This is a genomic window from Nocardioides nematodiphilus (assembly GCF_020216525.1).
Lineage (GTDB): Bacteria > Actinomycetota > Actinomycetes > Propionibacteriales > Nocardioidaceae > Nocardioides > Nocardioides nematodiphilus.
The window spans coordinates 260,994-280,672 of the sequence record NZ_JAIWOY010000001.1; the positions used below are offsets into that span (position 1 = coordinate 260,994).

Below are 19,679 nucleotides of genomic sequence, written 5' to 3' on the forward strand. Positions count from 1 at the left end.
CCTCTTTTCCCCGTGGGAAGCGACCTATGCGCAGGTCAGTCGTCCAATTTTCCCCCTGGTCGCCGGCCGCGCGGGCCGTTACCGTCGAACGCATGCCCACGCCGCTGCGCAATGCCGACCTGGATCCGCAGACCGAGTACGTCCGGATCTACCGCGAGCTGGGGCAGTACGAGTTCCCGTGGGACTTCAACCAGTCGCTGTCGTTCGCGCTGTTCCGCACGTACGCGGTGCCCTCGATCGGGCGACTGCTGGACGAGACGCACGAGTTCACCGAGCGGACCCAGAAGCGGTACGACGACACCGCGCTGCTGCTCGACGAGGTGATCAACAAGGGGTTCGACTCCCCCGACGGCCTCGCGGCGGTGCGCCGGATCAACGGCATGCACCGGATGTACGACATCTCCCACGACGACATGCGCTACGTCCTGTCGACCTTCGTGGTGGTGCCGAAGCGCTGGATCGACAGCTTCGGCTGGCGCGCGCTGACGCCGAGCGAGGTGACGGCGTCGGTGCGCTACTACCAGGACCTCGGCCGGCACATGGGGATCAAGGAGATCCCGGAGACGTACGAGGCCTTCGCCGACCTGATGGACTCCTACGAGCGCGCGCACTTCGCCTTCGACGAAGGCGGGCGTCGGGTGGCCGACTCGACGCTCGACCTGCTCACCACGTTCTACCCGCGGCCGCTGGCGCCGGTCCTGCGGGTCTTCAGCAAGGCGCTGATGGACCCGCCACTGATCGAGGCGTTCGGGTACGACGAGCCGGGTGCGCTCGCGCGCCGGCTCTCGGAGGGCGCACTGCGCGCCCGGGCGCGCTTCGTCCGGCTGCTGCCGGCGCGCCGCAGGCCGGTGACCGTGGAGAGCCTGACCCGGATCAAGAGCTATCCCGACGGGTTCTCCGTACGGGAGATGGGGACGTTCGCGCCGGGCTGCCCGGTGCATCACCGGGCAGCCCCTGACGAGACTGCCTCGACCGCGTCCGCCTGACCCGGCCCGTCGCACTCAGAAGGCGTGCGCCATCAGCTCGCCGAAGAGCTCCTGCTCGTCCACCTCCAGCCCGCGCGAGCGGAACCACGCGCACACGTTGGCGCAGTCGCGCAGCAGCAGATCGAAGCCCGCGCGGTTGCCGACCAGGTCCACGATCTGCGGCAGGTCGATGATCACCAGCCGCTCGCCGGCGGCGAGGAGGTTGTACGCCGAGAGGTCGCCGTGGACGAGGCCTGCCTCGACCATCGTCGCGAGAGCGTCGCGCAGCTGGTCGAAGTAGGACGCCAGCAGCTCGGGTGAGGGACGGGTCTGAGCCAGCCGCGGCGCCGTGCGGATGCCGTCCTCGGCCTCCACGGAGATCCACTCCATCAGGATCTCGGTGCCGTCGACCTGGACCGGATAGGGCACCGGCAGGCCGAGTCGCCAGCACCGTACGAGCGCGTTCCACTCCGCGGCCGCCCACTCCCCCTTGGCGACCTCGCGGCCGAAGGTGGACTTGCGGTTGAGCGCGCGCTGGTCGCGTGACCGCTTCACCGCGCGTCCCTCCGTGTAGACCGCGGCGCGGTGGAAGCTGCGGTGCTCGCCGTCGCGATAGCGCTTGGCGACCATCACCACCGACTGCTCGCGATGGTGGGGATCGGTGCGGTCGAGCAGGAGGGCGTCAGCCTCCTTGCCGGTCTTGAGGACGCCGAGCTCGGTGTCGATGGCGCCCTGCGAGGTCACCACCCAGTCGGGTCGTGGCTCGGGTCCGCGGTGCAGGGGCTCGACGGCGAGCCAGGTCGACCAGCGCTGGTCGGGGGCGAGGTCGTCGTCGTAGGCGACGTAGTCGAAGGCGCTGTGCTGGATGTCGGGGAAGTGATCCGTCGTCGGATCAGGAGCGAAGAGCTCCTCGGTCATGTGGTGCTCCAGGGGTGAGAGAGATGTGGTCTGCGGACAGGCCGAGAACAGTGGGTCGCATGTCACTGCTCCTCTCTCACGCCGGGCGCGCGGTCGCGCTCGTGGGCCTTCAGTGTGGGCCGCACCGCCGGCGCGGACAACCGAATTATGGGAGGACAAGATTTTCCGCTTGACAAGGAGAACGCTCGTTCTCTAGTGTTCTCGACATCGGAGAACGACCGTTCTCCAGGTCGTTCGGAAGAAGAAGAAGAGGGATCCTCATGGGCTTCATCAAGGTCGGCACCGAGAACACCACGGACATCGAGCTGCACTACGAGGACCAGGGCGCCGGCCAGCCGGTCGTGCTGATCCACGGCTACCCGCTGGACGGCGACAGCTGGGAGCTCCAGTCCCGCGAGCTGATCGCTGCCGGATTCCGCGTGATCACCTATGACCGCCGCGGCTTCGGCGGATCGTCCAAGGTCGGTACGGGCTACGACTACGACACCTTCGCCGCCGACCTCAACGCCCTGCTCGAGACCCTCGACCTGCGCGACGTGATCCTGGTCGGCTTCTCGATGGGCACCGGCGAGCTCGCCCGGTACGTGAAGAACCACGGCCACGAGCGCGTCGCCAAGCTCGGCTTCCTCGCGTCCCTGGAGCCGTTCCTGCTGCAGACCGACGACAACGCCGACGGCGTTCCCCAGGACGTCTTCGACGGCATCGCGACCGCCGCCCGGACCGACCGCTACTCCTGGTACACGCAGTTCTACCAGGACTTCTACAACCTCGATGAGAACCTCGGCAGCCGGATCAGCCAGGAGGTCGTCACCGCCAGCTGGAACACGGCCGTCTCCAGTGCTCCGGTCGCCGCCTACGCGGTCGTCCCGGCCTGGCTCGAGGACTTCCGCGGCGACGTCGCGGCCGTCCGGGCGACCGGCAAGCCGTCGCTGATCCTGCACGGCACCACCGACCGCATCCTGCCGATCGACGCCACCGGACGCCGGTTCCACGAGGCGTTCCCGGAGGCCGAGTACGTCGAGATCGAGGGTGCGCCGCACGGCCTCCTCTGGACCCACGCCGCCGAGGTCAACGAGGCCCTGTTGCGCTTCGTCCAGGCCTGAGTCGACCGGGAGGGGTGAGCGGCGCGCGCCGCTCGCCCCTCCTTCGCGTACGGCCCCCCGATGGCCGCCGCCGAGCGGTAGTGGCGTGGTTAGATGGCACCGTGCTGGGCCCCCGGACGCGCGCGTGGCTCCTCCGCATCGGCCTGATCGGCCTGATCGCGGTCCTCGTCGTGATCGCCTTCCGGTTGATCGGCGAGGTGGACTGGCACGCGGTCTGGTACGGCCTTCGCTATCTCGACTGGTGGCAGGCGCCCGCACTCTTGGGCCTGTTCGCGGTGCGTCAGATCTTCAACTCCACCCCGCTGGTGCTCTTCGTACCCGGGCTCAAGTTGATGCCCGCGGTGATGAACGACCAGGTCGGCACCATGGTGGGCACGATGATCCCGACCCCGAGCGATCTGGTCTTCCGCTCTGCGATGTTCAGCTCGTGGCAGATCCCGGTCGGCAGAGGCGTCGCCGGCACCCTCCTGCACAAGCTCTGCTTCTACATCGTGCGCTACGGCATCCCCATCGCCGGCCTGTTCATCCTGCTCTTCAGCGGCCACGACCTCCGGTTCGCGCTCTGGGACCTGGCCTCGATCGCGCTCTCGGGCGGGATCCTCGCGATGCTGCTGATGGTGATGCACTCGACGCAGCTGGCCGAGGCCTGTGGGCTGCGCGCGGGCCGGTTGGTGCGACGAGTGCGCGGCAGCGTCGACCCGGAGAGCTGGTCGACCGCGTGGGGCGACTTCCACGACGACATGGCCGAGCTCTTCTACCACGGCTACGTGTACGCCTTCCTGGCGCTCTTCGCCATGCTCGCGGTGGACTCCACCATGGTGCTGGCGAGCATGCGCTTCGCCGGGGTGCCGTCGTCCGACGTGTCGGCGTCGCTGATCGTCGCCGCCTACCTGATCGCCTATCCCCTGACACTCTTCCCGTTCTCCGGCATCGGCCTGATCGAGGCGGCCGTGGTGGCGATGGTGGTGGGGACCGGTGGTCACGGCGTCGAGGCCGCGGCGATCGCCGGCATGATCGTCTGGCGGGTCTTCGCGCTCGGCGGCCCGCTCATCGCCGGCCTCCTGTCGCTGCTGATCTGGCAGCGAATCTGGGGCCGCGAGACGAAGTTGTGGCAGCTGGTCCGTACGCGGCAGAAGCCCGTCGGCTGAGCCCGCTGAGCGGGTACTGCGGTGTCCGCGACACCGACACGCGTGCTCCGGGCCCTCCTCGACCGGCACGGGACGACCTTTGCCGAGGACGCGGGATCGACCTGGCCGACGATCCCGCAGCGCTGTGGCAACTGCTGGCGCTGACGCTGCTGTTCTCCACCCGCATCCGATCCGGGGTCGCCGTGGCGGCCGCTCGTGAGCTGTTCGCCGCCGGCTGCCGGACACCGGAAGCCACCAGGCGTACGTCGCGCAGCAGCCGGGTGGCCGCGCTGGGCCGCGCCGGCTACCGCAGGTACGACGAGCGCACGGCGACCCGGTTGCACGACCTCGCCGAAGCCGTCCGCGAGGCCTACGGCGATGACCTGCGTCGCCTCCCCCACGGCGACGGGCAGGAGCTGGAACAGGCCCTTCGGCGGTTCACCGGGATCGGCCCGGTGGGTGCGGCGATCTTCTGCCGGGAGGTGCAGGGGGTGTGGCCGGGACTCGCGCCGTACCTCGACGACACGGCGATCGAGGGCGCCCGCCGTCTGGGGCTGCCCGCCTCGGCCGACGAACTCGCCGCACTGGTCGCCCCCGCCGACCTCCCCCGGCTGGCCGCGGGCTGCATCCGCGCCGCCCGCTCGACGGCACTCGTCGAGGAGCTCAGCCGATCTCCGCGATGACGCGCGGAACGACAGCCGGCAGGTCCCGCGCCAGGTAGCCGACCCGGCCCACCGCGGCGGCCAGGTGCTCGCCGGCGCGGGCATGCACGAACCCCGCCCAGACGGCCGCCTTCGCCGGTGCCTCGCCCCGGGCGAGGAGCCCGGCCGCGATGCCCGCCTGGACGTCGCCGGAGCCCGAGACGCCGAGCCCCGGACCACCGCCCTCGATCGTCCAGCTGCGACCGTCGGGGCCGGCGATGTGCTTGATCGCGCCGCCGGCGACCACGACCACCCCGGTGCGCTCGGCCAGCTCGCGGGCCGCATCGAGGGCATGCTCGTCGACCTCGTCGGGGTCGCGCTGTAGCATCCGGGCCAGCTCGCGGATGTTGGCGGTCACCAGTGCCGAGGCGGTCAGATGCTGGAGGCCCTCCGGATACTGGGTCAGGTACGCGGTCCCGGGTCCGTCGAGCATCACCGGACATGCGATCTGCGGCAGGACCGCCTCGAGGAGGCGTACGGACGCCTCGGGATCGACGAAGCCCGGGCCGATCAGGACGGCATCCGCGCCGCCAGCGGCCTCGACGATCGCGGTGGCCGCGTCCGCCGCGAGGGAGCCCTGCCGATCCTCCGGGAGGCGCAGGACCCGCGCCTCCGGGACCGCGACGGCGAGCGGCGCGACGACCGAGGCCGCGGTCGCGATCGCCAGCTTGCCGGCACCCGCACGCAGCGCCGCCTCACCGGCCAGGCGGACGGCGCCCGGCGTGGTGGCGCTGCCACCGACCACGAGGATGGTGCCGCGGGACTCCTTGCCGACGCCCGGCTCGGACAGCGGCCACGCCCGCAGCACGGCCGGGGTGACGAGCTCGTCGCTCGCGCCGGTCACGGGCTCTCCTCCTCGGTCACGACCGAGTGCTTGCTCACGGCCCGGGTGTCGGCGAAGGCCTCCAGCCCGAACCCGTCGCCGGAGCGCTCGAAGCGGGTGAAGGAGGCGTTGGGGATCTGGATCTCGCGATCGATCTCCAGGAGGCGCTGCTCGTCGAGCCCTTCCAGGACGTAGCGGAACGACATGATCACCGCCTGGTGGGTGAAGACCCAGACCCGCTCGCCCTCGTAGCCATGGCCGAGGTCCGTGAGGAAGCTGCGCACCCGCAGCGCGACGTCGGCCCAGCTCTCACCGCTCGGCGGCTGGTAGTAGAACTTGCCCACCTTCTTGCGCCGCGCCGCCTCCTCGGGATGTCGCGCCCGGATCCCCCGACCGGTGAGCCCGTCGTACGCGCCCAGGTCGCGCTCGCGCAGGCGCTCGTCGGCAACGATCGGGACGTCGGCGTCGCCGAGTGCCGTACGGGCCGTGTCCGCTGCTCGTCGGTAGGGGGAGGTGACCACCAGCGTCGGGCGCCAGTCCTCCGGCGCGTCGGCCAGCCACCGCCCGACCGCCGATGCCTGATCGCGGCCCAGGTCGGAGAGCTCGACGTCGGCGTCGCGCTCGTGCAGATCGAGCTCCTCCGAGGAGGCCGCGCGCGCTGCTTCGTCCGCCTGGTTGCCCATGCTCTCGCCGTGACGGACAAGCGTCAGCGAATGGGGTCGGCTGCACCATCGTGGTTCCACGCGGCCTTGTACCCACCCGACGCGGCGGGAGAAACCCAGGTGCAGCGATCAGCCGCCACCGGGCCGACACGTGCCGAGGAACCAAGAAGGCCCCGAGTCGGAGACTCGGGGCCTGTTGGTGGCAGGTGAAGGATTCGAACCTTCGAAGCTTTCGCGACGGATTTACAGTCCGCTCCCATTGGCCGCTCGGGCAACCTGCCATGTCGTCGGCCCCGACTAGGCGGGACCACCAACGGTTCGGAAGAATAGCCGAAGCAACGCCCCTAGGAGAAAACGGAGACCGTCATGGCCGACTCGTCGTTCGACATCGTCAGCAAGTTCGACCGCCAGGAGGTCGACAACGCGCTCGGCCAGACCGCGCGGGAGATCGCCACCCGGTTCGACTTCAAGGGCACCGGCGCCACCATCGAGTGGCAGGGCGAGAACGCCATCGAGATCACCGCCTCGGCCGACGACCGCGCCAGCGCCGTCCTCGACGTCTTCCAGGGCAAGCTGATCAAGCGCCAGCTCTCGCTGAAGATCCTCGACGCCGGCGAGCCGCGCCAGTCCGGCCAGGTCTCCAAGATCGGGATCACCCTCAAGGAGGGCATCTCCACCGAGGACGCCAAGAAGGTCGCCAAGCTGATCCGCGACGAGGGCCCCAAGTCGGTCAAGACCCAGATCCAGGGCGACGAGCTGCGCGTCACCTCCAAGTCGCGCGACGACCTGCAGGCCGTCCAGGCGCTCGTCCGGGGTGAGGACTGGGACTTCGCGGTGCAGTTCCAGAACTACCGCTGAGCACCGGCCTGCTCCCGGCCGGGATCAGCCGGCGTCCGCTGCCTCCGCGGCGCTGACCGCGGCGAAGACCGGAGCTGCGAGCCGGACCATCCCGACACCGGTGGGGTGGAACGGGTAGGCGTCCGCCAGACCTTGTAGGTCGGCCCCGACCTGGGTGTCGGTCGGTTCGCACAAGGTCTTGAGGTGAGGGACCACGAACGCGTCCTGGTACGCCTTCGCCCCGGCCGAGAGCACGGCGTTGAGCTGTGCGTTGCGCTGGGCCAGCAGCGCCAGGTTGTGCGAGTTGAGCCCGGGGACCGCGGCCGGCCCTCGCGTGTCGCCGCAGTCGGCGTCGGGGCCGAAGACGTCGTACGAGCCGACCACCACGATGTGGGGGTGATCCGGCAGCGCCGAGAGGGCGGCCAGCAGATCCCCGTACGAGCGGTCGAACGCATCCAGGCGGTAGTCGAACTGTCCGTCGGAGACCCGGTCGTCGCAGCGGGTGACGGCGTAGCAGTACTTCAGGAAGTCCGTCCAGGCGAGGTCGTTCGGTCCGACCATGACGACGACGAACCGCAGTCCTGCGGTGCCGAGAAGGCGGGACACCTGCGGTGCGATCGAGCGCTGCCCGCGATGTTGGAGGCCGATCAGGCCCTGCGCGATCGTCGCCCCCGAGCACGCCAGGTTGGCGACGCGCTCCCCCGGAGACAGCGTCTGGAGCTGGGCTGCGAGCGAGTCTGAGGAGCGCTTGCAGGCGCGGTCGTCGCTGGAGGGATCGACGAGCAGTGGGCCACCGAGCCGGGCGGCCCGGGAGTCGCCGATGACGGCACCGCTGTAACCGGTCAGCGGGTCCCCCTTGGCACGGAGGTGGACGGGTGCCGCGCCCACCAGCTCGCGCGGCGAGGTGATCGAGCCGAGTCCCGCCTTCGTGTCGTGCAACGCCAGGCCACCGGCCACCACCCAGGACGCGGCCGCCGCGGCAAGCGCCACCGTCGCGGCCAGCCGGATCCGTCGGGCGAGCAAGTACCAGACCGCGGCGACGGTGGGCCGGTGCTCGTGTCGGCTGGCGCGTGCCAGGGCGATCCAGATCCACACGCTGGAGAAGACGGCGATGAGCCCGAGCACGACGAAGGCGAGCATCAGGGTCGCGGCGAGGTACCAGCGGAGGAACGCATGGGTAACCGCGTGGAACGCGTCGTCCCGCTCCTCGCGGCCCTTCCTGGGATCGAGCAGCTCACCGAGGTCCTGTTGGCGCACGAGCGGACCGAGCTCGAGCTGGGGGCGCAGTGGTCCGCGGACCTGGAGAGGGGCCAGCTCCACCACGGTCTGGCCGATCTGTCTCAACGTCGCCGTTCCGCGTCTGCCGTCGAGCCAGCCGGTCGGCGGTGTGGTCGCCCGGACATCCACCTGCTGGCCGGCCACGATCGTGCTCTGGGCCGGCGTCAGCGCGATGGCCACGGGGACCGCCACGAAGACGCCGAGCAGGGCCAGCGCGAGGCTGGGAGCGCTCGCGCGTACCCAGCCCCGAAGGCGGGCGTCGCTCACATCGCCTCCTGATCCCGCGCGGGCAAGCCGGTCACGCCGCCAGTAGACACCACCGCGCCGAGACATGCCTCGCGATGCTGGTGAGCGTTACCTGATCGCCATCCCGGACGCTCACATGCCCCGCTGACCGTGGGGGTATCGGGAGCGGGTGTCCGAAGCCCCGGAGATCTCCACCGGCCAGGATCGCCTGACCGAGGCCGTCGCACGGCTGCGCGAGCGGCCTGAGGAGGCTGCCTCGATGAACCGTGCACATCTCGTCCGTCCCCGCCGGGTCTGGTCCGGACTCGCTCTGGGTCTGCTAGGGGCCGGCCTGTTCGCGCTGTGGACCGCCACCTGGCGGCCGGCGGCCGGCATCGCGGGGGTCGCGCTGATGCTGCTCGGCGCGGGCGTCGCCTGGCGCGGCGGCATCCTGTATGACACCCGTGGCTCCCACGACCCGCACGGATCCCCCGGAGCGAGCCAGGAGCTCGCCGATCTGGCGCGCAACCGCGTGCACCGCGGCACAGCGCCCGGCGATATGGTCATCGATCCGCGGCTGCGGGCCGAGGCGGCCGCGACGAACCGCCGGACCGCGGCGCTGATCCGTGCCTCCGAGGCGACCCCACGTCCCACCTTCGACACCGCTGCGGCGGCCCTCCTGCTCGGCGCCGCGATCGCCCTCGTCGCGATCCAGGGCGTCTACCCGCACACCACCACCGGCCAGAGCAACGGCCTGCGCAGCCTGCTGCTCGCCGTGGTGATCGCGCTATCCGCGTTGCGCCTCCTGGTCGGACAGCGGCCGGGCCGCGCCCCCTCCGCCATCGCCGGGCTGTGCGGGGTGGTCCTGATCGCCTGCGCGCTGCTCGTCGACCACGACCGGCCGGTGACGGTGGGGCTGGAGATCGGTATCGGCGCGTGGGTGGTGCTGATGGCGCTGCTCTCCCTCGACCGCCCGCCGCGGGTAGAGCGGGCTCGCCAGGACACTGCCGCTCATGCGCCCCGCGGCCCGCGCCGCGCGCGGACGTGGCCCGAGAACGTACGGATCATGGTGGTGAGCCTGCTGATCGGCGCGACGGCGCTCGCGGTCGGCGGCCTGGCCCGCCGCCTCTCGGCCCTGATCGGGCGCACCACGCGCTGAGGCGCGTATGTCGAGTGATCTGATCGCTCATCTGGGACACTAGGCCCGTGCGAGTCTCTGCGAAGTCCGATTACGCGCTGCGTGCGCTCATCGAGATGGCCTCCCGTGAGGACGGGAAGGCCGTCTCCGCCGAGGAGCTCGGCCGCCTGCAGGAGATCCCGCACGGGTTCCTGCAGGCGATCCTGGCCGACCTCCGCAAGTCCGGCGTCGTGATCTCCCAGCGCGGTCAGTCCGGCGGCTGGCGGCTGGCCAAGTCCGCCACCGACGTCTCGGTCGCCGACGTGATCCGGGCCGTCGACGGCCCGCTGGTCAGCGTGTACGGCCTGCGGCCCGAGGCGGTCACGTACAACGACCGCGCCGACGTGCTCCAGCACGTCTGGATCGCCGCCCGCGACTCGCTGCGTGAGGTCTTCGAGAAGGTCTCCATCGCCCAGCTCGCCACCCGCAGCCTGCCCGACGAGGTCACGTCCCGTACGGCCGACGAGGACGCCTGGCAGCCGCACTGAGCCACGCACCCCAAAAGGTCACCGTGACCGTTTGGCTCGAGCGTGACCCTTTGTAAGGGTCACACTCACCGCCAAGGGTCACGGTGACCCTTTCGCGTCAGACGCGCGTCGCGCCCAGCACGGCGTTGAGGTAGACGCGCGAGCCCTCTGCGATGCCGAGGCGACGGGCGTTCGTGCGCGTCAGCTCGACCGTGACGACCTCGCCCACATCGGTGAGCACGGTCAGCCGGACCTCGAAGCCGATCCGCAGCACCCGCGAGACCGAGCCCTCGATCGCACCCGGCTCGCCCGGCGTCACGTCGACCTCGATGTCGTGCGGCCGGATCAGCTCGCCGCCGAGCGTCGTCACGTCACCGAGGAACGACATCACGAAGTCGTTGGCCGGCGCGTCGTACAGCTGGTCGGGGGTGCCGACCTGCTCGACGCGACCCTGGTTGATCACCACGATCTCGTCGGCGACCTCGAGGGCCTCCTCCTGGTCGTGGGTGACGAAGACCGTGGTCACGTGCACCTCGTCGTGCAGCCGGCGCAGCCAGTCGCGCAGCTCCTTGCGGACCTTCGCGTCGAGCGCGCCGAACGGCTCGTCGAGCAGCAGCACCGTCGGCTCGACGGCGAGCGCGCGCGCCAGCGCCATCCGCTGCCGCTGCCCACCGGAGAGCTGCGCGGGCAGCCGGTTGGCGAACTGCGACAGGTGCACCAGGTCGAGCAGCTCGTTGACCTTGCGCTCGATCTCCGGCTTGGGCTTCTTGCGGATCTCCAGGCCGAAGGCGACGTTCTTCGCCACCGACATGTGCTTGAAGGCCGCGTAGTGCTGGAAGACGAAGCCGATGTTGCGCTTCTGCGGCGGCAGGTGGGTCGCCTCGGTGCCCTCGATCGAGATCGAGCCCGAGTCGGCCGAGTCGAGCCCGGCGATGATCCGCAGCAGGGTGGACTTGCCGCCACCGGAGGGACCCAGCAGCGCGGTCAGCTGGCCGGTCGGCAGCGAGACCGACACGTCGTCCAGGGCGACGAAGTCACCGAACCGCTTGTTGACGTTCTTAACCTCGATGCTCATCGAGACTCCTTTGAGGCCTTCGGCCGCAGCAGCGCCACCACGATGAGGCAGAGCACCGCTGCGAACGCGAGCAGGAACGAGACGGAGTACGCCGTCGTCTGCTCGAAGTTCTGATATTTCTGCTGGACGAGGACGGTCGCGGTCTGGGTCTCGCCGGCCACGTTGCCGGCCACCACCTTGACCGCACCGAACTCACCCAGGGAGCGCGCGAGCGAGAGCACGACGCCGTAGACGATCGCCCAGCGGATGCCGGGGACCGTGATCCGCCAGAAGGTCTGCCAGCCGCTCGCACCGAGCGATCGGGCCGCCTGCTCCTGGTCGTCGCCTATCTCCTCGAGGACGGGGACGACCTCGCGGATGATCAGCGGCAGCGCCACGAAGCAGGTTGCCATCACCATGCCCGGCCAGGAGAAGATGATCTGGATCCCGTTGTCCTCCAGCCACGGGCCGAACCAGCCGTACCGGCCGTTGTAGACCAGGACGAGCGCGAGTCCGACCACGACCGGGGAGACCGAGAGCGGCAGATCGATCAGTGCCGAGAGCACGCGGCGGCCGGGGAAGTCGTAGCGCACCAGCAGCAGCGAGACCCCCACGCCGAAGACCAGGTTGATCGCCACCGCGAGCACCGAGACCTCGGCGGTGAGCAGCAGCGCGTGCTGCACGTCCGGATCCTGGAGCGCGGTCTGGATGCCGGTGAGCCCGTCGGCGAAGGTGTGCTGCACGACGTACCAGCTGGGCCAGAGCACCAGCATGAGCAGGTAGCCGACCACGAGGAACCGAAGCCCCCAGGTCAGCGCCGGGTTCCGCCGCCCGACGGCGGCGCTGTGGTGAGCGCGCTGCGCGCGCTTGCTCCTGCGCTCGCGGCCAGCGCTGGAGCTCGTTCCTCGCTCGCGCCGTCGCTCGCTTAGTCGCTTAGCCATTGCGACCATCCCTCCGGGCGACGCGGCGGGCGATGATGTCGAGCGAGACGATCGCGAGCAGCGCGACCACCAGCAGGACCGTCGCCACCGAGGCGGCGGCCGCGGTGTCGCCGCCCTCGAGATACGACATCACCCGTACGGACGTCACCTCGGTGCGGTGCGGCAGGTTGCCCGACAGCAGCACCAGCGAGCCGTACTCGCTGATCCCCCGCGCGAACGAGAGCGACGCGCCCGCGAAGATCGCGGGCACGAGGGTGGGCAGCACGACCCGGCGGAACGTGACCGCGCGCGAGGCGCCCAGGGAGGCGGCGGCGTCCTCGACGTCGGTCTCCATCTCCTCGAGCACCGGCTGCACCGTGCGCACCACGAAGGGCAGCGTCACGAACGCGATCGCCAAGAAGACGGCCGAGCGGGTGTTGGCGAAGTGCAGGCCGAGCGGGCTGTCCGCGCCGTAGAGGGAGAGCAGCACGAGACCGGCGACGATCGTGGGCAGCGCGAACGGGATGTCGATGACCAGGTCGAGCAGCGCCTTGCCGGGGAACCGGTCGCGGACCAGCACCCAGGCGATGATCGTGCCCATCACCATGTTGAGCGCGGTGACCAGCAGGGAGGTGCCGACGGTCAGCTTGATCGCGTCGAGGGTCTGGCTGTTGCTGAGCGTGTCGGCGTACGTGTGCCAGCCGCCGCCACTCGCCTTGACGATGATGGCGGCGAGCGGGATCAGGACCAGCAGGCTGAACCAGATCATGGCCACCCCCAGGCCGAGGCCCGAGGTGGCGTTCAGAGTCCGGGAAGCGGACCGGCTCGGCCGGCGCCGGCGAACGCGCTTGCGCGGTTCACCGACGTCCGGCCGAGCCTCCAGGACGGGCGTAGACGTCACTTTCCTGCCGCGGCCTGGAGCTTGGTGAGGACGCCCTTGTCGGCATCGAAGTACTTCGTGTTGGCGTCGGCCCAGCCGCCGAAGTCCTGGTCGATCGTGAGCAGCTTCGCCGGGGCCGGGAACGGGTCGGCCGAGTTCTCGACGCCCTTGACGTCCACGTCGCCGACCTGCGAGGCGACCGAGTCGAGCGGGCGGTAGCCGGTCTCCTCGTACAGCTTCTGGCCGTCGGCGCTCTTCTGGAAGTCGAGCCACTTCTGCGCGACCGGGGCCGCGTCCTTGGTCACCGCGCACGGGTTCTGGATGAGCAGCGAGCTGTCCGGGACGACGTAGTCCAGGTCGGTGCCGCTCTGGCGGGCGAGGATGACCTCGTTCTCGTACGAGAGCAGGACGTCGCCGGTGCCGCCGGTGAAGGCGGTGGTGGCGTCGCGGCCGGAGTCGGGCATGGCCGCGACGTTGGCGAAGAACTTCTTCATGTACGCGGCAGCACCGGCGTCGCCGCCGTTGCCCAGCGCGGAGCCGTACGCGGCCAGCAGGTTCCACTTGGCCGAGCCCGAGGACGCCGGGTTGGGCGTCACGATCTGGACGCCGGGCTTGGTCAGGTCAGCCCAGGTCTTGATGTTCTTCGGGTTCCCCGGACGCACGCCGAAGACGACGATCGACTGGGTGCAGATGCCCTTGGTGGCGTTGTTCTTCCAGTCGTCGGCGACGATGCCGGCGTCGACGAGCTTCTGCACGTCGGGCTCGAGGGAGAGGTGGACCTCGTCGGCCTTGGCCCCGGCGAGCACCGCGCGGGACTGGTCGCCGGAGGCGCCGTACGACTCCTTGAACTCGACGTTCTTGCCGTCGGCGGTCTTCTCGAACGCCGCCTCGACGCCCTTGTTGGCCTGCTGGAGCACGGAGTAGCCGACGACGTTGATCGTGTCGGCACCTCCGCCTGCGCTGGAACCGGAGTTGCTGCCGCATCCGGTCAAGGCCAGCACCCCGGCAGCGGATACAGCCGCAACCGTGACCTTGATCGACTTCATGAGAGTTCCTCGCTTCTACGTGGGATCGAAGGTCGAGCGACCTCCGTAATTCAGTAATGTCACGTAGAGTAGTGGACTTAATGCTTCTTGTCTTGTTCCGCCCAGAGTGTGGCGCGTCACATGGCGCTTGTGAGGGCAGCCACTACCGTGGGAAGGACCAGCCACGGGCGAAGGGGCGCAGGACGTTGTCGAACGGCGTGTCGAAGCAGGTCAAGCAGCTTGATCGTGTGGTCATCCGGTTCGCCGGGGACTCGGGTGACGGCATGCAGCTCACCGGTGATCGGTTCACTCAGGAGTCGGCCGTGTTCGGCAACGACCTGATGACGCTGCCGAACTTCCCCGCCGAGATCCGCGCACCCCAGGGCACCATCCCGGGGGTCTCGTCCTTCCAGGTCCACTTCGCCGACCACGACATCATGACCGCGGGTGACGCCCCCGACGTGCTGGTCGCGATGAACCCCGCCGCGTTGAAGGCCAACCTCGGCGACCTGCCCAAGGGCGCGACGATCATCGTCGACACCGCCGACTTCACCACCCGCAACCTCGCCAAGGCCGGGTACGACACCAACCCGCTCTCCCTGGTGGGTGACGCGAACGACCCGCTGGGCTCCTTCCAGGTGTTCCCCGTCGACCTGACCGGCATGACGGTGGAGGCGGTCAAGCAGTACGGCCTGTCGCGCAAGGACGCCTCGCGGGCGAAGAACATGTTCGCCCTGGGCCTGCTGTCGTGGATGTACGGCCGCCCGACGTCCTCGACCATCGCGTTCTTGGAGAAGCGGTTCGCGAAGGTCCCCGACATCCGCGACGCCAACATCACGGCGTTCAAGACCGGCTGGAACTTCGGCGAGACCACCGAGGCGTTCGCGGTCTCCTACGAGATCAGGCCGGCGCCGGCGGCGCCGGGCACCTACCGCAACATCACCGGCAACCTCGCGCTCGCGTACGGCCTGATCGCCGCCGGTGTCCGCTCGGGCCTGCCCCTGTTCCTGGGGTCCTACCCCATCACCCCGGCCTCCGACATCCTGCACGAGCTCTCGAAGCACAAGGCGTTCGGCGTCACCACCTTCCAGGCCGAGGACGAGATCGCGGGCATCGGCTCGGCGATCGGCGCCTCGTACGCCGGGTCCCTCGGCGTGACGACGACGTCGGGGCCTGGCATCGCGCTCAAGAGCGAGGCCATCGGCCTGGCGGTGATGACCGAGCTGCCGCTGCTGGTGGTCAACGTCCAGCGCGGAGGCCCTTCGACCGGCCTGCCGACCAAGACCGAGCAGTCCGACCTGCTCCAAGCGATGTTCGGGCGCAACGGCGAGGCTCCGATCCCGATCGTGGCGCCCTCGACACCCGGCGACTGCTTCTCCGCCGCCGTCGAGGCGGCCCGGATCGCGGTCACCTACCGCACCCCGGTGATGCTGCTCTCCGACGGCTACCTCGCCAACGGCTCCGAGCCCTGGCAGATCCCGTCCGTGGACTCGCTGCCGCAGATCGACCCCCGGTTCGCCGTCGCCGTCGAGGGTGAGGAGTTCATGCCGTACGCCCGCGACGAGGCGACCCTGGCACGACCGTGGGCGATCCCCGGCACGGCGGGGCTGGAGCACCGCATCGGTGGCCTGGAGAAGGGCGACGGGCACGGCAACATCTCCTACGACCCGGCCAACCACGAGCTGATGGTGCGCACCCGGGCCGCGAAGATCGCCGCGATCGCCGACTCGCTGCCGCCGCTCGAGGTCGACGATCCGTCCGGCGAGGCGAAGGTCCTGGTGATCGGCTGGGGCTCCACGTACGGGCCGATCGGGTCGGCCATCCGGCACGTCCGCAAGGCCGGGCACCACGTCGCGCAGGCCCACCTGCGCCACCTCAACCCGTTCCCGAAGGATCTGGGCGAGATCCTGAAGCGGTACGACAAGGTGCTCGTGCCGGAGATGAACCTCGGTCAGCTGCGAATGCTGCTGCGCGCCGAGTATCTGGTCGACGCGCACGGGTTCAACGTCGTCCGTGGCCTTCCGATCAAGTCCAACGAGCTGGCCGAGGCGATCGCCCGCCTCGTCGGCGAGGCCGAGGGCGTCACCGTCACCCTGCAGAACGACGAGGAGCTGTGATGAGCGTTGATCTGAACCTGCCGACATACCGCTCCGGCACCGACCTGGTCCCGTCCCTGGACGAGGGCGAGACGCAGACCGGGAAGGACTTCACCTCCGACCAGGAGGTCCGCTGGTGCCCGGGCTGCGGTGACTACGCCGTGCTCAAGGCCGTGCAGGGCTTCCTGCCCGACCTCGGCCTGCGCCGGGAGAACATCGTCTTCATCTCCGGCATCGGCTGCTCCTCGCGCTTCCCGTACTACCTCGACACGTTCGGGGTGCACTCGATCCACGGCCGCGCGCCGTCGATCGCGACCGGTCTGGCGACCGCCCGTGAGGACCTCTCCGTGTGGGTCGTCACCGGCGACGGCGACGCACTCTCGATCGGCGGCAACCACCTGATCCACGCGCTGCGCCGCAACGTCAACATGACGATCCTGCTGTTCAACAACCGGATCTACGGCCTCACCAAGGGCCAGTACTCCCCCACCTCGGAGACCGGCAAGGTCACCAAGTCGACGCCGGCCGGCTCGATCGACCACCCGTTCAACCCCGTGTCGCTGGCGCTGGGTGCCGAGGCGTCGTTCGTCGCCCGCACGATCGACTCCGACCGCAAGCACCTCACCTCGGTGCTCGCCGCAGCGGCCGCCCACCGCGGCACCTCGCTGGTCGAGATCTACCAGAACTGCCCGATCTTCAACGACGGCGCCTTCGACGGCCTCAAGACGAGCGGCCAGCAAGGCTCTGACGATGGTGGCGCGATCATCCCGCTGGTCCACGGCGAGCCGATCGTCTTCGGCACCGACGGGGCGAAGGGGCTGATCCGCGACGCCGTCACCGGCGGGGTGAAGGTCGCCCCGGTCGCCGACGTGGGTCTGGACGCGGTGATCGTGCACGACGCCCACAACCCGGACCCGACGACCGCCTTCGCGATCTCGCGGCTCACCGATGCCGGGGTGCTGCACCAGTCCCCCATCGGCATCTTCCGCCAGGTCGCGCGACCCACCTACGACGACCAGGCCCGCGACCAGATCGCGAAGGCGCAGGGCGGCGTCTCGGGTTCGCCCGAGGACCGCCTCGCCGCCCTGCTCAACGCCGGCGACACCTGGAGCGTCGCCTAGCGCCGAGTTCGTACGGAGGACCGCCGAGTTTGCACGTGGTGCAGCTCGGCGGTCTGTCGTCAGCGGGCGATCGAGACCGTGATCGGCTCGACGCTGCGGTCGGTGAGGTCGACAACGCGCGCCGAGACCCGCCGGGACGACACCAGGTGACGCACTGCGCTCACCGTCAATCGGAACCGACCGGAGGCGACGCGTTCGACCACGCGGCGCGCGACCGAGCCGTCACGGCGGACGACGGTGAACGTGCCACGGTAGCGATCGCCCTCCCGCGCGCTCGGCAGGTCGACACGCACGACCGAACGGTCATCGTTGACGTTGAGGTTCGCCTCGGCACTCGAGACGATGTAGCCGTCGGGTTGCGGGATGAGTGCGAGGGAGCAGTCGTCTCCCGAGTCTGCGCTGAAGTCTGCCTCGGGACCGAGGTAGTCGCCCTTCGGGCCGTGCGCGCTCGCGGTGATCCGGCCCCCGTGTGCGACGTACCTCTTCATCTGGAGCACGTCGACCGAGTCGTACTGCCCGTCCGCGCCGATGAGCTCGATGATGCTCGCCGCGGTCGGGCCCATGTCGACCGACCCGAGCCAGACCCGGGGTCCGACACCGCTCAGCTGCGCAACAGCTCGAACGCCTCCGGAGTCGGCTTGCCGGACCGCGAACCGGATGTTTCCCGGCCCGAGACACGAAGCGGAACCGACTACGTGATTCCCGAACGCCGGCGCCGCAGCGGTGGCCGGCGCGCGCAGACCGAAGGCGAGGGCACCAGTTGCAGCAGCCGCGAGGAGTCGCGTCGTGCGCACCATCAGCGTGCGATCGAGTACCGCTCGACCGGCGTCCGCACGGTCAGGTCGGTCATCGCGACCGACGCCTCGGTGAAGCCGGAAAGACCCTTGATGTCGCTGACCACGTAGCGCAGCATGTCGAGCGAGCCGGCGGTGCGGACCACGGTGCGGTGCTGGACGCCCGCCGCGGTTCGGACGGTGAACGCGAGCCGGTAGCGGTGGTGGCTCACCGCGGAGAGGATCGCCTGCATCGCGGCCCTGTGCCCCGTACGCACGACGAGCCCGTCGCCCATCGCGCCGGTGACCGCGTACTGACCGGCGTGGCTGATCACACCGACCGAGCACAGGGTGAGCGACGCGCTGGTGAACGACCCCGTGGCGTCGAGCGAGCGCGAGTCGCGCAGCTTGGCCGAGGCCGCGAACCGGCCGTGCTTGGCCACGAAATGCTTCCGCGGGCCGCCGAGCAGGGCGGACAGCTCGCTGTCGGAGAGGTCGCCGTCGGCGGTCGCGGCCGCCAGCGCGGCGTACGGGTTGAGCTGGAGACCGCCGCTCCACCGGACGCTGGTCACGCCCGTGACGGTGACGTGGCCCCGCTGGGTGCCGGTCCGGTCGACGCTGCTGACCAGGCGCGCCTGGCCCTCGTCGCACGTGGCGGTGCCGACCAGGCGACCGCTCGCCGCGGCGTTGGCGGCGTGCGCCGGGGTAGCCATCAGGCCGAGGGAGAGGGCACCTGCGGCCGCGGCCGCGAGGAGAGAGGTCGTACGCATGGTCATCGGCCGATCGAGTAGGTGAGGGGCTGGGTCTTGCGGTCGGTCAGATCAGTGACCGTGAGGGAGACCTTCGAGAAGCGGGCGAGGCGCTTCACGTGGCGCTCGACGATGTCGAGGACGCCCTTGCGCTTCGCGGTCTTCTCGCGGGCAAGGTGCTGGGTTCGGCCTGCGCCGGCGACGGTGAAGGTCGCGCGGTAGCGGTGGTGGCGCTCGGCCGTGATGCTCGCGTCGACCGCAGCGCGCGTACCGGCTGCGACCGCAAGGCCGCCGGTCATCGTGGCGTCACCGACGAGGTACTGCGTCCCAGCTTGGACGACCAGCGCGCTGCAGGTGGAGCGCAGGTTCGAGGACATGAACAGAGCGACCGCGTTCGCCGACGACGCATCGGCGCGGGTCGCGGCTGCGGTGAAGGCGCCGTGGTGAGCCGTGAACTGCTTGGTCGACTCCGCCGCGTCGCCGACCGACATGTCCAGGGTGTCGTCGACGCCGGCAACGACCTCGCCCAGCCATCGCTTCGTCGTGACGCCGGAGACCCTGGCGACCGCCTTGGCCGTACGGTCCGCGTCGATGCTGGTCGCGAGCCGGATCGTGCCCTCGTCCGCGCAGCTCACCGTGCCGACCACCGTCGGGGTGGGCGCAGCGGCCTGGGCGGCCGGTGAGATGAGACCGACGGAGATGACACTCGCCGCGGCGGCAGCCGCGAGCACGGCAGTACGCCGCATGATTCCCTCCCGAGAATGCGCAAGGATGGCCG

General features: G+C 70.1%; 20 protein-coding genes and 1 tRNA gene. 9 read left to right on the forward strand and 12 right to left on the reverse strand.

The genetic code is table 11. The features are described 5' to 3' along the window. Positions 1-92 precede the first annotated feature (92 nt). A complete protein-coding gene (locus tag KSO98_RS01320) occupies positions 93-986 on the forward strand; it encodes an oxygenase MpaB family protein (protein WP_225282972.1) in 894 nt (297 codons plus the stop codon). 15 nt (positions 987-1,001) lie between these two features. Here KSO98_RS01320 and KSO98_RS01325 read toward each other — a convergent pair whose 3' ends face one another. Beyond that, positions 1,002-1,883: a serine protein kinase RIO gene (locus KSO98_RS01325; RefSeq protein ID WP_225282974.1), complete on the reverse strand. Its 882-nt coding sequence runs from the start codon at positions 1,881-1,883 to the stop codon at positions 1,002-1,004. Positions 1,884-2,143: 260 nt separating this feature from the next. On the opposite strand from KSO98_RS01325, the gene KSO98_RS01330 reads away from it, so the two are divergent. From KSO98_RS01330 to KSO98_RS01340, 3 genes are all read left to right on the forward strand, one after another. After that, positions 2,144-2,986 carry an alpha/beta fold hydrolase gene (locus tag KSO98_RS01330; RefSeq protein WP_225282975.1) on the forward strand — a complete coding sequence of 281 codons (843 nt, stop codon included), beginning with the start codon at positions 2,144-2,146 and terminating at the stop codon, positions 2,984-2,986. Between the two features lie 101 nt (positions 2,987-3,087). After that, positions 3,088-4,134: a lysylphosphatidylglycerol synthase domain-containing protein gene (locus KSO98_RS01335; protein WP_225282976.1), complete on the forward strand. Its 1,047-nt coding sequence runs from the start codon at positions 3,088-3,090 to the stop codon at positions 4,132-4,134. A 182-nt stretch (positions 4,135-4,316) separates the two neighbouring features. Next, a complete protein-coding gene (locus tag KSO98_RS01340) occupies positions 4,317-4,796 on the forward strand; it encodes an endonuclease (protein WP_225282977.1) in 480 nt (159 codons plus the stop codon). Here KSO98_RS01340 and KSO98_RS01345 read toward each other — a convergent pair. The 3 genes from KSO98_RS01345 to KSO98_RS01355 form a co-directional block, all read right to left on the reverse strand. Continuing rightward, positions 4,777-5,658 (reverse strand): NAD(P)H-hydrate dehydratase, encoded by an 882-nt coding sequence (locus KSO98_RS01345; RefSeq protein WP_225282978.1) that lies wholly within the window; start codon positions 5,656-5,658, stop codon positions 4,777-4,779. The two genes, KSO98_RS01340 and KSO98_RS01345, sit on opposite strands and share 20 nt — an antisense overlap. Next, entirely contained in the window at positions 5,655-6,380 is a 726-nt protein-coding gene (locus KSO98_RS01350) for a histidine phosphatase family protein (protein ID WP_225282979.1), read from the reverse strand. The genes KSO98_RS01345 and KSO98_RS01350 overlap by 4 nt, the downstream gene beginning before the upstream one ends. A 116-nt stretch (positions 6,381-6,496) precedes the next feature. Beyond that, a tRNA-Tyr gene (locus tag KSO98_RS01355) sits at positions 6,497-6,580 on the reverse strand. 85 nt (positions 6,581-6,665) lie between these two features. On the opposite strand from KSO98_RS01355, the gene KSO98_RS01360 reads away from it, so the two are divergent. Continuing rightward, positions 6,666-7,157, forward strand: a complete 492-nt coding sequence (locus tag KSO98_RS01360) for a YajQ family cyclic di-GMP-binding protein (RefSeq protein WP_225282980.1) — start codon at positions 6,666-6,668, stop codon at positions 7,155-7,157. A gap of 24 nt (positions 7,158-7,181) precedes the next feature. Here KSO98_RS01360 and KSO98_RS01365 read toward each other — a convergent pair whose 3' ends face one another. Beyond that, the gene (locus tag KSO98_RS01365) at positions 7,182-8,681 is read right to left on the reverse strand and encodes a GDSL-type esterase/lipase family protein (RefSeq protein WP_225282981.1); all 1,500 of its coding nucleotides are present in this window, start codon (positions 8,679-8,681) and stop codon (positions 7,182-7,184) included. Positions 8,682-8,829: 148 nt separating this feature from the next. Between KSO98_RS01365 and KSO98_RS01370 the strand changes: the two genes are divergently transcribed. Both KSO98_RS01370 and KSO98_RS01375 read left to right on the forward strand, forming a co-directional pair. Further along, complete coding sequence (locus KSO98_RS01370) at positions 8,830-9,798, forward strand: hypothetical protein (protein WP_225282983.1); 969 nt, start codon at positions 8,830-8,832, stop codon at positions 9,796-9,798. A 47-nt stretch (positions 9,799-9,845) separates the two neighbouring features. Further along, positions 9,846-10,304 (forward strand): RrF2 family transcriptional regulator, encoded by a 459-nt coding sequence (locus KSO98_RS01375; RefSeq protein ID WP_225282985.1) that lies wholly within the window; start codon positions 9,846-9,848, stop codon positions 10,302-10,304. 97 nt (positions 10,305-10,401) lie between these two features. On the opposite strand, the gene KSO98_RS01380 is transcribed toward KSO98_RS01375, so the two are convergent. Genes KSO98_RS01380 through KSO98_RS01395 form a run of 4 tightly spaced genes read right to left on the reverse strand, consistent with a single transcriptional unit; the run spans position 10,402 to position 14,183 of the window. Beyond that, positions 10,402-11,358, reverse strand: coding sequence for a sulfate/molybdate ABC transporter ATP-binding protein (locus KSO98_RS01380; protein ID WP_225282987.1), 957 nt, complete (start codon positions 11,356-11,358; stop codon positions 10,402-10,404). Beyond that, the gene (locus KSO98_RS01385) at positions 11,355-12,278 is read right to left on the reverse strand and encodes a sulfate ABC transporter permease (RefSeq protein WP_225282988.1); all 924 of its coding nucleotides are present in this window, start codon (positions 12,276-12,278) and stop codon (positions 11,355-11,357) included. Before KSO98_RS01385 ends, KSO98_RS01380 begins: the two co-directional genes overlap by 4 nt. Continuing rightward, positions 12,271-13,158, reverse strand: coding sequence for a sulfate ABC transporter permease subunit CysT (cysT, locus tag KSO98_RS01390; protein WP_225282989.1), 888 nt, complete (start codon positions 13,156-13,158; stop codon positions 12,271-12,273). Before cysT ends, KSO98_RS01385 begins: the two co-directional genes overlap by 8 nt. Beyond that, the gene (locus tag KSO98_RS01395) at positions 13,155-14,183 is read right to left on the reverse strand and encodes a sulfate ABC transporter substrate-binding protein (RefSeq protein ID WP_225282990.1); all 1,029 of its coding nucleotides are present in this window, start codon (positions 14,181-14,183) and stop codon (positions 13,155-13,157) included. Before KSO98_RS01395 ends, cysT begins: the two co-directional genes overlap by 4 nt. Positions 14,184-14,380: 197 nt before the next feature. Between KSO98_RS01395 and KSO98_RS01400 the strand changes: the two genes are divergently transcribed. Beyond that, positions 14,381-16,279 (forward strand): 2-oxoacid:acceptor oxidoreductase subunit alpha, encoded by a 1,899-nt coding sequence (locus KSO98_RS01400; RefSeq protein WP_225282991.1) that lies wholly within the window; start codon positions 14,381-14,383, stop codon positions 16,277-16,279. Next, a complete protein-coding gene (locus KSO98_RS01405) occupies positions 16,279-17,379 on the forward strand; it encodes a 2-oxoacid:ferredoxin oxidoreductase subunit beta (RefSeq protein WP_225282992.1) in 1,101 nt (366 codons plus the stop codon). The genes KSO98_RS01400 and KSO98_RS01405 overlap by 1 nt, the downstream gene beginning before the upstream one ends. 59 nt (positions 17,380-17,438) lie before the next feature. On the opposite strand, the gene KSO98_RS01410 is transcribed toward KSO98_RS01405, so the two are convergent. The 3 genes from KSO98_RS01410 to KSO98_RS01420 all read right to left on the reverse strand — a co-directional run bounded on the left by KSO98_RS01410 (position 17,439) and on the right by KSO98_RS01420 (position 19,647). After that, positions 17,439-17,942, reverse strand: a complete 504-nt coding sequence (locus KSO98_RS01410) for a hypothetical protein (RefSeq protein ID WP_225282993.1) — start codon at positions 17,940-17,942, stop codon at positions 17,439-17,441. A gap of 233 nt (positions 17,943-18,175) precedes the next feature. After that, on the reverse strand, positions 18,176-18,928 hold the full coding sequence (locus KSO98_RS01415; RefSeq protein WP_225282994.1) for a hypothetical protein: 753 nt from the start codon (positions 18,926-18,928) through the stop codon (positions 18,176-18,178). Further along, on the reverse strand, positions 18,925-19,647 hold the full coding sequence (locus KSO98_RS01420; RefSeq protein ID WP_225282995.1) for a hypothetical protein: 723 nt from the start codon (positions 19,645-19,647) through the stop codon (positions 18,925-18,927). The genes KSO98_RS01415 and KSO98_RS01420 overlap by 4 nt, the downstream gene beginning before the upstream one ends. Positions 19,648-19,679 lie beyond the last annotated feature (32 nt).

Bases quoted from the DNA above. Each gene is read 5' to 3' on its own strand.
- KSO98_RS01320 (WP_225282972.1), top strand. From the start codon at position 93: ATGCCCACGCCGCTGCGCAATGCCGACCTGGATCCGCAGACCGAGTAC.
- KSO98_RS01325 (WP_225282974.1), bottom strand. From the start codon at position 1,883: ATGACCGAGGAGCTCTTCGCTCCTGATCCGACGACGGATCACTTCCCC.
- KSO98_RS01330 (WP_225282975.1), top strand. From the start codon at position 2,144: ATGGGCTTCATCAAGGTCGGCACCGAGAACACCACGGACATCGAGCTG.
- KSO98_RS01360 (WP_225282980.1), top strand. From the start codon at position 6,666: ATGGCCGACTCGTCGTTCGACATCGTCAGCAAGTTCGACCGCCAGGAG.
- KSO98_RS01380 (WP_225282987.1), bottom strand. From the start codon at position 11,358: ATGAGCATCGAGGTTAAGAACGTCAACAAGCGGTTCGGTGACTTCGTC.
- KSO98_RS01385 (WP_225282988.1), bottom strand. From the start codon at position 12,278: ATGGCTAAGCGACTAAGCGAGCGACGGCGCGAGCGAGGAACGAGCTCC.
- KSO98_RS01395 (WP_225282990.1), bottom strand. From the start codon at position 14,183: ATGAAGTCGATCAAGGTCACGGTTGCGGCTGTATCCGCTGCCGGGGTG.
- KSO98_RS01405 (WP_225282992.1), top strand. From the start codon at position 16,279: ATGAGCGTTGATCTGAACCTGCCGACATACCGCTCCGGCACCGACCTG.
- KSO98_RS01410 (WP_225282993.1), bottom strand. From the start codon at position 17,942: ATGGGCCCGACCGCGGCGAGCATCATCGAGCTCATCGGCGCGGACGGG.
- KSO98_RS01415 (WP_225282994.1), bottom strand. From the start codon at position 18,928: ATGACCATGCGTACGACCTCTCTCCTCGCGGCCGCGGCCGCAGGTGCC.
- KSO98_RS01420 (WP_225282995.1), bottom strand. From the start codon at position 19,647: ATGCGGCGTACTGCCGTGCTCGCGGCTGCCGCCGCGGCGAGTGTCATC.